This window comes from Amycolatopsis sp. NPDC024027, from assembly GCF_040638975.1.
Taxonomy (GTDB): Bacteria; Actinomycetota; Actinomycetes; order Mycobacteriales; family Pseudonocardiaceae; genus Amycolatopsis.
Window position 1 is genome coordinate 16,641 of the sequence record NZ_JBEZYY010000006.1, and the last position, 9,977, is coordinate 26,617.

11 protein-coding genes are annotated in these 9,977 nt (G+C 68.2%); 9 read left to right on the forward strand and 2 right to left on the reverse strand.

Annotated elements, in window-relative coordinates:
* The first annotated feature begins 60 nt into the window (after positions 1 to 60).
* The 9 genes from AB0F52_RS16605 (at position 61) to AB0F52_RS16645 (ending at position 8,015) form a co-directional block, all read left to right on the forward strand.
* On the forward strand, positions 61 to 462 hold the full coding sequence (locus AB0F52_RS16605; RefSeq protein ID WP_360172000.1) for a MarR family winged helix-turn-helix transcriptional regulator: 402 nt from the start codon (positions 61 to 63) through the stop codon (positions 460 to 462).
* A 441-nt stretch (positions 463 to 903) separates the two neighbouring features.
* Positions 904 to 3,675: an NB-ARC domain-containing protein gene (locus AB0F52_RS16610; RefSeq protein ID WP_360170881.1), complete on the forward strand. Its 2,772-nt coding sequence runs from the start codon at positions 904 to 906 to the stop codon at positions 3,673 to 3,675.
* Complete coding sequence (locus AB0F52_RS16615; RefSeq protein WP_360170884.1) at positions 3,629 to 4,420, forward strand: YbaB/EbfC family nucleoid-associated protein; 792 nt, start codon at positions 3,629 to 3,631, stop codon at positions 4,418 to 4,420. Before AB0F52_RS16610 ends, AB0F52_RS16615 begins: the two co-directional genes overlap by 47 nt.
* On the forward strand, positions 4,417 to 4,722 hold the full coding sequence (locus AB0F52_RS16620) for a hypothetical protein (protein ID WP_360170887.1): 306 nt from the start codon (positions 4,417 to 4,419) through the stop codon (positions 4,720 to 4,722). The genes AB0F52_RS16615 and AB0F52_RS16620 overlap by 4 nt, the downstream gene beginning before the upstream one ends.
* A complete protein-coding gene (locus AB0F52_RS16625; protein ID WP_360170890.1) occupies positions 4,719 to 5,087 on the forward strand; it encodes a hypothetical protein in 369 nt (122 codons plus the stop codon). Before AB0F52_RS16620 ends, AB0F52_RS16625 begins: the two co-directional genes overlap by 4 nt.
* A 3-nt stretch (positions 5,088 to 5,090) precedes the next feature.
* Positions 5,091 to 5,804, forward strand: coding sequence for a hypothetical protein (locus AB0F52_RS16630; protein WP_360170893.1), 714 nt, complete (start codon positions 5,091 to 5,093; stop codon positions 5,802 to 5,804).
* Positions 5,801 to 6,409 carry a DUF3558 domain-containing protein gene (locus AB0F52_RS16635; protein ID WP_360170896.1) on the forward strand — a complete coding sequence of 203 codons (609 nt, stop codon included), beginning with the start codon at positions 5,801 to 5,803 and terminating at the stop codon, positions 6,407 to 6,409. Before AB0F52_RS16630 ends, AB0F52_RS16635 begins: the two co-directional genes overlap by 4 nt.
* Before the next feature lie 143 nt (positions 6,410 to 6,552).
* Complete coding sequence (locus AB0F52_RS16640; RefSeq protein WP_360170899.1) at positions 6,553 to 7,551, forward strand: hypothetical protein; 999 nt, start codon at positions 6,553 to 6,555, stop codon at positions 7,549 to 7,551.
* Between the two features lie 17 nt (positions 7,552 to 7,568).
* Positions 7,569 to 8,015 carry a hypothetical protein gene (locus AB0F52_RS16645; protein ID WP_360170902.1) on the forward strand — a complete coding sequence of 149 codons (447 nt, stop codon included), beginning with the start codon at positions 7,569 to 7,571 and terminating at the stop codon, positions 8,013 to 8,015.
* 66 nt (positions 8,016 to 8,081) lie between these two features.
* Here the strand turns inward: AB0F52_RS16645 and AB0F52_RS16650 are convergent, their stop codons facing one another.
* Positions 8,082 to 8,582 (reverse strand): hypothetical protein, encoded by a 501-nt coding sequence (locus AB0F52_RS16650; protein WP_360170905.1) that lies wholly within the window; start codon positions 8,580 to 8,582, stop codon positions 8,082 to 8,084.
* 406 nt (positions 8,583 to 8,988) lie between these two features.
* Positions 8,989 to 9,975 carry a hypothetical protein gene (locus tag AB0F52_RS16655; protein ID WP_360170908.1) on the reverse strand — a complete coding sequence of 329 codons (987 nt, stop codon included), beginning with the start codon at positions 9,973 to 9,975 and terminating at the stop codon, positions 8,989 to 8,991.
* Positions 9,976 to 9,977: the final 2 nt, after the last annotated feature.

Sequence of the window (9,977 nt, forward strand, 5' to 3'; positions counted from 1 at the left end):
CGGAAACGCAACTCGACGGATCCCGACCTGGGCGTTCTCGCGGGCCGGCTGTTGTTCGCCGTGCAGCGGGAGCTGTTCTCGAGGCTCGCCGAGCGAGGCTTCGACGACCTGAAACCCCGCCACGGCGCTGTGCTGGCCCACCTCGACGAGGAAGGGGTGCGGGCCACCGACCTGTCGCGGCTGTCCGGCCAGCACAAGCAGAACATCGGCATCCTCATCGACGAGCTGGAGTCACTCGGGTACGTCGAGAGGAGCCCCGATCCGAGCGACCGCCGGGCGAAGCTCATCCGTCCCACCGAGCGCGGTGTCGCTCAGATGCGCACGGCGGACGCGATCATGGCGGCCATTCAGCAGCGGCACACCGAACGCCTCGGCGAGGACGACTACGGGCGGTTCAAGCGCCGGCTCATCGACATCACCGAGCACCAGCGCGCCCACAACAACTCCCGCGGCGACGACTGAGCACCGGCCGAGGCGCCGGCTTAGCGAGGACGTCGCGGACCACGACGCCGGTCTGACTGTCGCATGCCGGCTCGCCACAAACCCGCGGCCGCGGGGAATCCCGCAACGGCGATCGCGGCCGTGGGTTGTGTCGTCAGGACGAACACGAGCAACTCGGCGCCGAACAGCACCACGCCGCCGACACAAACCCGCAACAGCGCTGTCGCGTTCCGGGTCCGGCTTGCGGAGCCGATGATCCACTGGAGCAACTGGACGATCGAAGTCGGTTTCATGGTTCCAGCAGGCCACGTCGCCTTCCGATAAACCCAGAAGATCAACCGTTCTCGGAGAGCCCCGAACGGAACCGAACGAAGTTGAACGCCGCGCCCCGTCGATCCGGCTACCATCTCGCGGGTACCGACCGAACGGAGTGCAGTGTCCCCTGGTGCGAACGCGGACGGCTTGTTCCACGACCTGGATCCCGCCCAGGTTCGGACGCCCGAAGTCTTCGTGCACGTGCTGTCGCAGGTCAGGGATCGTGCGGGGCTCTCTTACGCGAAACTCGAACGGTTCGGGTCGCCTGATGTCCCCCTTTCGAAGGGGACTCTTTCCGGCATCTTCAGCGGCAAGCGCTTGCCTTCGGTCGACCAGCTCGCGGTCATCCTGACCGGCTGCGGCATACCGGCGTATGAGGTACCGGCCTGGATCAAAGCGCTGGTAAGACTCAAAGCCGTCGAGCGAGGCCGGACGCGTGGTCACCTGAGGCAGGCGGGAAGCAAGCCGACTGCGGAAAACGCCGAACAACTTACTGATCGTCTAGCCGAACTGTCGATGCTTGTCGAAGCCGAAGAGACCAAGATCCGGCATCTCAGCCAGTACCTCGACCGCTTGCGCCGGGAGCCGGACCAGGCACCGGCGGTGAAGCAGTTCGAGGCAGATCTCGATCGCGAACACAACCGCCGAGCACAGCTCTTGACAGAGATCATGACGACGTCGAAGCACTTGGACACCGTGGATGACCGACACCACCTCGATGCGCGAGATGTCCAGCGTTGTCCCCTGCCACCGACGGACCGCATTTTCGCCGGCCGTGACACCCTGATCGAGGCCATCGGCACGCCGCAGTCGCTGTGGCTGTCCGGGCGTCCCGGCGTCGGGACCTCCCAAGTCGCCATCCACTGGGCGCACCGGGTGGCGTCTTCGTACGAGCGCGTGCTCTACCTGGACCTTCAAGGAATGACTCCCGGTCGACGGGTGAGCGCGAGCCACGCGGCCCGAAAACTGGCCGGAGCGCTGAGCAGGGACTCCGTCGGGGAGGGAGACGACGACGAAGAACTGTTCGACCTGCTCCAAGATCGCCTGGGGTCGACGAGGGCGCTCGTCGTGCTCGACAACGCCCACGACGCCGGCCACGTGGAGCCCTTGCTGAGGGTGGCCGCCTCGGGAACAACGGTGGTCGTGACCTCCCGGAACCGGCGCCAGGCTTTCACCCGGGAAGCCGTCCATGTGCCCGTACTGGCACGTGCGGACGCGGTCACGTTGCTATCAGGCTTCGCGCCCGGCACCGACCCTGCCGTACTCGACAGCATCGCCGACTTGTGTGACGACCTGCCACTGGCCCTGCGTATCGTGGCCGGGCTCATCGTGGGAAAACCACCACAATTCGTTCCCGTCATCGCCCGTAATCTGGCGGACGAGCGCCAGCGGTTGAACCACCTCGCGACGGATCAACAGGCGGTGCGCAGCGCGATCATGCTGAGCTACGAAAGCTTGCCGGCCGGCGCGCAGCGCGCTGCGCGCCGGCTGGCGTTGTCGTTCGCGGCGACGTCCGATGCTGCGGAAATGGCCGTGGGCCTGGGAACCGACGAGAACACCACCACTCTCGATCTGCTTCGGGTCGTCGATGCGAGTCTCGCAGACGTCTCCGTGGATGGAGACCACCTGACCTACTCGCTTCCGCCGCTCATTTGGCTTGCCCTGGCTGAACGTTCGTCAAGTGAGGACGACTGGGCAAGCGTCACCGACTACCTGATGCGCACCGCTCAGTATGTCACGAACCTGGCCACCGACGTGGCCGAGGCCGGGGGAAAGATCACCGACTTGGCACGTGCGCGCGTCATCCTGCAGGCAGCGGTTTCGAATCGTTGGTGGCAGATCGCCGAAGACCTCGTACGCGCACTGCGGCGCCTGCTCGCAGGCGGCCGCGATCAGGAGCGTTTTGAGATTACCGAGATGCTTGTCCGATCCTATCTGGCCGATGGCAAATTCGAGCAGGCGATCGAGGCCTCCATCGGCATGGCGCAAGAATTGCAGGAAGACGCACCTCACCGCACGGCCGCTCGTGAATGGGCGGAGCGAGCCGGGGCATTCGCCAAACGTTATGACATGCCGCGGCTGCAGATCAAAGCAGGCATGGTCCTCAGCACGATCCTGGCCACGGAGGAAGACTTCCAGGCCGCACTCCGCATCGCCGAGAGCCTGCTACCTATCACGAGAAGCCACCTGGCGCCCAGCGAGCAGCACAACCCTATTTTCAACTTAGCCAGGCTTTATTCTGCGCAGGGAAACCACGAAGAGGCAAGCAAACATTTTGGACAATTGATTCAGCTTGCCGAACTCGTCGGCGACGCTCGGAACCATGCCGAAGCTTGCCACTTCTACGGTAACACGGTCATCAGACTGGGCGATATCGCGCAGGCCGTTACATCGCTGCGCAAGGCGGCGTATTACTGGGCCACCACGGGGTATCACCACAATGCGGCTATGGCACACCAGGCCATCGCCAATATCGCCACTGAGCCGGGTGAGCGGATCGCGGCGCAGGAGGAAGCCGTCGCCAGATGGCGCATGACCAGCGACAGTGGCCGGCTTTCGGACGCGCTGGTGAATCTCGCCGCCTTGTACTACGGCGCCGGGCGGCTTGACGACACGGAGCAGACGCTTGAACACGCGGCTGCCCTGACAGGCGACGACAGGCCGGACCTCGACCACGAGATCGCAACACGGATCGCCGCCCTGGCAGTCATCCGTGGGCGTCCTGCCTCGCCCCCGCCGGACCAGGCGTCGGCACATCACTTGATAGCCGAGGCATGCCGCAGCATGAAACCCAGGGGTGACACCGCATCCCCGGACCGGCTTCTGCGCCAGAATGTCCTGCACCCGGTCCCGGCGCCTACCTTCTGGCTGCATGACGACTCGCGGATGCCGAGCAACCCCAACATCCTGGAAGCATGAGCCGCACGCACCACTGGCCATCGAGACTGCTGAGCATCTTCAGCTCAACGGCCAGAACTGCGGCTCGACGAACGTCCGCGGCGGCTTCACCGGCCGCCGCGCTCAGCCGCACGATCTCGGCGACAACTGCGACAAACTCCCCCACCTGCTCGGCGGTCCGCAGCGCACCCGCGTTCGCCGCGGAGCCATCAGCAGGCATTGCCGGAGCACGCTGACCGCGCGGGCGATGACCAGCAGCGACACAGTATGGTGCGGGTGGGGCACGTTTCGTCATCTCGGCGGGACCTGTAGTAGGGGGATGGATGCGCGGCGTCGTGATGCGGTCATGACTGCACCCGGACGGGACATGTGGTTGATGCGGCAGCAGGCCGGCGAGCTGGACGCACGGCTTGCTCATGCCCGGCACACGGCTCGCTCCGGCGACCGGCTGGTCACCGCCGTGGTCACGGGGCAGGGGAAGCTGCTCGACTTGCGGATCGAGGACCGGGCGTTGCATGGCACGCACGTGCCGAAGCTCGGGCTGAGCATCGTCGAAGCCGTCCGCGCCGCCCGCGCCGCCGCCAATGCGGCCGCGCTTCCACAGCTGAACGCCCTCTTCGGCAAGCAACCGCCGGCACCGCCGGCCGCTCCGCAGCACGCGCCGGTCGCCGTGATGGCTGCGCGACGCGAGGCCGAGCCGGCGGACGAGGAGAGCTTCGAGGAGCTGGACTTCCTGACCGACGAGCCGGCAGGGGGGCGCTGGTGACCACCGAAGAGCAGCTGTACCACCGCGCGAAGGAAATCGACGCACGCGTGGCCGCGGTGGAGCAGGCCGCCAAAACCGGCGAAGCCTTGCCGCTGGTGCTCGACGTCGCCGCCGGCCTCGGCACCGTGACCGTGGACGGCCTGGGTGGCCTCGTGTCGGTGGATCTCGCGCGTGACGCGGTCGCCGGGCAAACCGGCGCCAGCCTCGCCGGGCACGTCCTGCGCGCGATCGCAGGCGCCGAATCGGCCGCCGCGACCCGGCGTAAGGCCATGATCGACGACGCCGCACGGGAGGTCCGATGAGCGACGGCAACTTCGCCAACCCCTTCGGCACCGCCGTGGCCGGCTCGGGCTTCGAGGTCTACCCGCAGGCGCTGCGCGCGGCCACCGACGACGTGTTCGCCGCGCGCGACAAGGTGCTCAAGTTCGGTCAGGAGGACCTGGGCCAGGTGGCCCTACGCGGTGACGACGTGGGCATGCTGGGGGTCCAGGCCGGTGTCGTCGAAATGTTCAACGACGCCATCGCCCACATCCGCGACAAGACCGGCAAAGGCGCGATGCAGCTGGGGCAGTTCGCCGAAGCGCTGGACAAGGCAGCCGACTACTACGACACCCAGGACGAGGCGGACTTCAAGCGTCTGCGCGACCTGGAGAAGGGCACGGGCTGAGTCGTGAGCGCACCGACTGCCCCCGTGGCGCCGCAGCCCTATCCCGACGAAGCCGACGGGAAGATCCGCCGGATCGCCGAGCTGCTCGGCCGCGGCGAAATCATCCAGCTGCTCGACGACGTCCGCAACAAGCTGCTGGGCAATGCCTTCCAGGTCCAGGACATGGCGATGGAGTTCGCGAAAAACCACACCCTCGCCGACGCCGGCGACGACATCGACAACGCCGTCCAAGCAGTGGCCGGCACCTGGACCGGGCGCGCCGCCGCCCAGTTCACCACCTACGCCGACCACGTCGGAAAAGCACTCGGCGACCAGCAGGACGTCGTCGGCAGCATGTCCGGGATCCTCTCCGGGATCGCCGGCTGCGTGATCGAGACCTACAGCAAAGCCATCGAGTTCATCGGCACCTGCGCTGTCGAGCTCGGCAAACTCGGCTACAAAACGATCATCGCGATCGCGACCGCCGCGATTCCCATCGTCGACGTCTTCACCTCCAAAGACGTCCTCGACACGGTCGTGGACGCGTTCGCCGCCCTCGTCACCGCCATCAACGGATTGTTCGCCCAGGCCGTCTCCACCCTGGGCGACTTCCGCGCGCAAGCCACCGCCCTCGTGCAGGGCGACACCGACTTCCCCGACCTGCCCCCGATGCCCGCCAACTCCGGAATGGACAACGAGAAACAATGGCGCATCGACCCCACAGCAGCGCCCGCATGAAGACACGAGCCCTCGCCTGTGCCGCACTCATGTCGGCCGGCCTGCTCACCGCGTGCGGCTCATCGGCACCCGAACGCGTGCTCGCCCAGCCACCCGCCCCAGCACAGACCGGCGCGCCGCTGCCACTGGACCAGGTCAAGCAACCCCTCGACCTGACCAAATTCGATGCCGACCCGTGCAGCTTGCTCACCAAAGACCAGGTCGCCGCCGTCGTAGCCGATCCACCCGGCGAAGTGCGTACGTTCAGGAAAACCGCCACGCCCATCTACGGCTGTTCCTGGACCGAACCCCTCGGCGCGAACGCCACCGCCTCCAAGCCGGCCAAGAGCCCACGCACCCTCACGGAGTTGTCGGTCTCGCCGCTGAGGAGAGGCGACGAGCTGGAACCCTGGACCGAAACCTCGATCCAGGGCCTGCCCGCCATCATCTACCACCAACGCGGCAGCACCGACGACTGCTCGGTCTCGGTCCAGGTCACCGATCAACAAATGCTCACCTTCGAAATCATCGGCAAGGACCTCCCCCACAACTACTGGGCCGATGACCGCTGCGGTGGCGTCGCGAAAATGGCCGAAGCCGTCATCGGCAACCTCCGCCAAAACTGACGTCCCCCCTCCGGCGAGGCTGCATCAGGCCGGCGTCGACGAAACACTCAACGGCGGCGACTGGGCCGTGCGGGTGACGTGGCTCAACCCCCCGGTGCGGTGGGGCGTGGACTCGGCGTCGACCGATTCCGAGGGGGATTCGTATGTTCCGACGTGCTGCCGCGCTCACCTTCGCGGCACTCGCACTGGGCACCGCCGTCACCGCGCCTTCCGCGACCGCGGGCGAGGCCTGTACCTGGACGGCGCACAACATCGAGGCGCCCGACGGCTACTTCGCCGCCGACGTCCACATCAGGGGGACCGACAGCCACGGCAACTACTCCGGGGACGTCATCGACCGGAGGGTCGACATGGGCAGGGTCGTGCTCTGGACCGGCGGCAAGCCGCGCATCCCGGACGCGCTCGCGACGTTCGTCTACCCGAACGTCGCCGACGAGAACTCCGCCGGAACCGTGCTGCTGGACGGCGGCCTGCCGTCGACCCCCCGGGGTGTCTACCTGTTCAGCGGCGGCCACCGCGGTCCCGGCACACTGACCCGCCTGCCCGACCCGCGCGGGTACCGGCTCGAATCGGCCGTCGCGCTCAACGACCGCGGTGACGTGCTCGCCTCCGCCACCGATCTCGAGGACGGCCACCGGGTGAGCGTCCTGTGGTCGGTCCTGGCCGCGGGACCGCGGATCATCGACGTCCCGGACCGGTACGGCATGGACCTCGACGACGACGGCACGGTGCTGCTCGGCGCCCCGGACAGCAAGCTCGGCGGGCTCTGGCGGGCCGGCGTCGTCACCCCGCTGACCGGCGAAGACCGTCCCGTGCTGATCCGCCAGATCCGCAACGGCGTCGTGATCGGCACGGCGATCGACTCGTGGCCCGCTTCGCGCGCCCTGGCGTGGCACGGCCCGGCCGACCCGCGTCCCCTCGAGCAGGGCGGGACGGCGGAAGCGACCAACAAGCACGGACTGATCGCGGGCAGCCTGACCAACCTGATCGGACCGGCCGCGGTCTGGCAGGACACCAAGCTGCTGGGCCGGCTCCCGTTCCCCGACGGCGGCGACGCGGACGTGTTCGTCATCGGCGACGACGGCGTGATTTTCGGCAACACCAGCAACGCGCCGGCCGCGCTGCGCTGGACCTGCACCTGACGAACGAGGAGCTTTCCATGAGACTTCTGCGCCGCACCCTGGTCGCCGTGCTGAGCGTGGCGGCCGTCCTCACGGCGGCGCCGCCCGCCGGGGCGGCCACCAACCCCTACACGCCGGCCGAAGTCTGCGGTTCCGGCTACCGCATCATCTCGTCGCTGCCGGCCAAGACCGACGGCGGGAGCAAGTGGGGCGGGGTCTACCTGCTCTACAAGTCCGGCGGCTACAACTGCGTCGTCACCATCAAGTGGTCGTTCATCGGGGTCGCCACCGACACCTTCGCCGGGCTGTACCGGGACTCCGAGGACACGACCAAGAACGTCTTCGACCGCGGGAACTTCAAGTACTACGCCGTTGTCCGCGGGTACGCGCCCCTGTGCGTCAGGTACGCGGGCTGGGTCGGCGACAAGACCGGGGACGCCGGCACGGACGCGGTCGCCATCAGCGACTGGGGCTGGTGCGACTGAGGCGTCCGACGGGGCGGAGGTCCGGCTCCGCGGTGTAATGGCCGCGGGCCCGGCACCTCTCGTGGATCAGTGCCCGTGGCCCGGAAGGTGCGGCGGCATGGGGATGTTCCTGGGTGGCGGTACCTCGGTCCGGTGTCCCGGTGAAGGCGGCCCTGGCCTGGCGTCATGGGCGGGACCCCGCCTTCCGTCACCCGGCTTTCCCACCGGATTCGGGCCGCCGGGCGTGCCCTCGGGCGGACCGGGTTTGCCGGGCTGGGACACCGCGCCGAGGATCGTCCCGTCCACCGCTCGGATCTTGTTGCCGTCCTGCACCCTGACGTTCACGATCACGCCGGGTTTCGCGCCGGCCTCGACGAGGCTCTTCCGGATCGCTTGCGCCTCGCTGCCCTGTCCGGATCGGACATTCCGCAGCTCGACCTTCAGAAAGGCACCGCCGCCGTCCTTCGAGCGCAGCTCGGACAGCTCCTTGATGTGCTTCCCGACATCGCTCTTCAGCTTGGTCAAGTCGGCCGGTCCACCTCCTTGCGGCCGATACCGGTTGACGTCGACCTTGATTTCCCTGGTCACCCGGGTCACGTCGACGGGCCCGCCCCGCCACGCGGGCGGTTTCGCGGAGTCGATCGGCGGGCCCGGCTTCGGCCATTCCCGGAAATCGGTCGAGAGGCGCGATCGGTCGGCCGTGGGCGGTTGAGGCCGGTGATCGGCCGGGCCGCCGGCTTTCGTCCTCTCCGCGGACTCGGCGGAACCCGGCTTGGGCGGGCCGTCCGGAGTTTTGGCCGGCGCCGGTCCCGGTCCTGCGGGCAGCGGTTTCGCCGCCGCCTTGGACCTTTCCCGCCACTCCCCCTGGGAGATCGGGGGGCGCACATCCACCGGCGGCGGCGGCGGTTTCGGCTGGTCCGTGGACCTCGGCTGGTCTCCTGCCATGATCACTTCCCGGTGTCTCGCAGTTCCCGGGCCCCGGGGTCCGGGCGGGTCAGAAGCTGGTCGCGCCCGGGAGGACCACGGACAGGTGGGCGTGGCCGAATCCGTCCGGGAACGGTGTTACGTGGGCTTGATGGTCCTTCGCCGCCTCGCGGATGACGGCCGCCGTGCCCGCGTCCAGCCGGGTCACGTCCCCGAACGGCTTCACCTCCGCGGCGGTCTGCGGTTGCCCGAAGTGCGGATCCTCCGCCTTCAGCAGAGCATCGGTCGGCCGGACGTTCACGACCGCGTACGACGAAGCCCGGGAGTCACCCCATCTCCTGGTGAGCTCGAACGCCTCCGCGCGGCCGGGATCGCGCTGGTAGGCCTCGGGGTGCGCGCCGACGTCTTCGGCGTACTTCTGCAGGTGCCCGCTGTTCTCGGGGATCGGGAACTTCGTCGGCAACCGAGGGAGGCCCAAGCCGTAGTGGCCGGCAGGCAGGTCCCCCACGAGCGCCTTGACCGCCGCACGGGACTCGGCCGGGCGGGTCTCGTCGAACCGGTGACCGCCGTACGCGGCGATGTCGAACGCCACGCCCTCGCCGTGCTTGCCCTGGGGATGCTTCGCGTCGCCGAACCGGACGTAGGAGACGATCTCCAGCACGTCCGAGCCGTGCCCCGGCTCCGTCCGGCGCTCGGCGGTCTTCTCCGCCAGGACACCCAGCACCGAAAGGGCTTTGGCCTGGTTCGCGCCGATCTCGAGGGTGCGGCCGTCGCGGGTCAGCTCCACTGTGGACTTGCCCGGCGGCGGGCCCGCCGCGATCCGTTCCAGGTGCGCCTTGCTGGTGGCGTCCAGCTTCACCACCGGGTTCTTGCCACCGCTCAGGTCGACGAGCCGTTGGGCGTCCTTGACCGGATCCTTCTCCGCGGGCAGCGGCTGCAGCTGCGCCTTGACCTTCTCCCGCCACTCCCCCTGGGAGATCGACGGTCCGGCCACCACCGCCGCCGGCGGTTTCGGCTGGTCCGGCGGCTTCTGCGTCGTCGGCGTGTCGGCTCCCATGG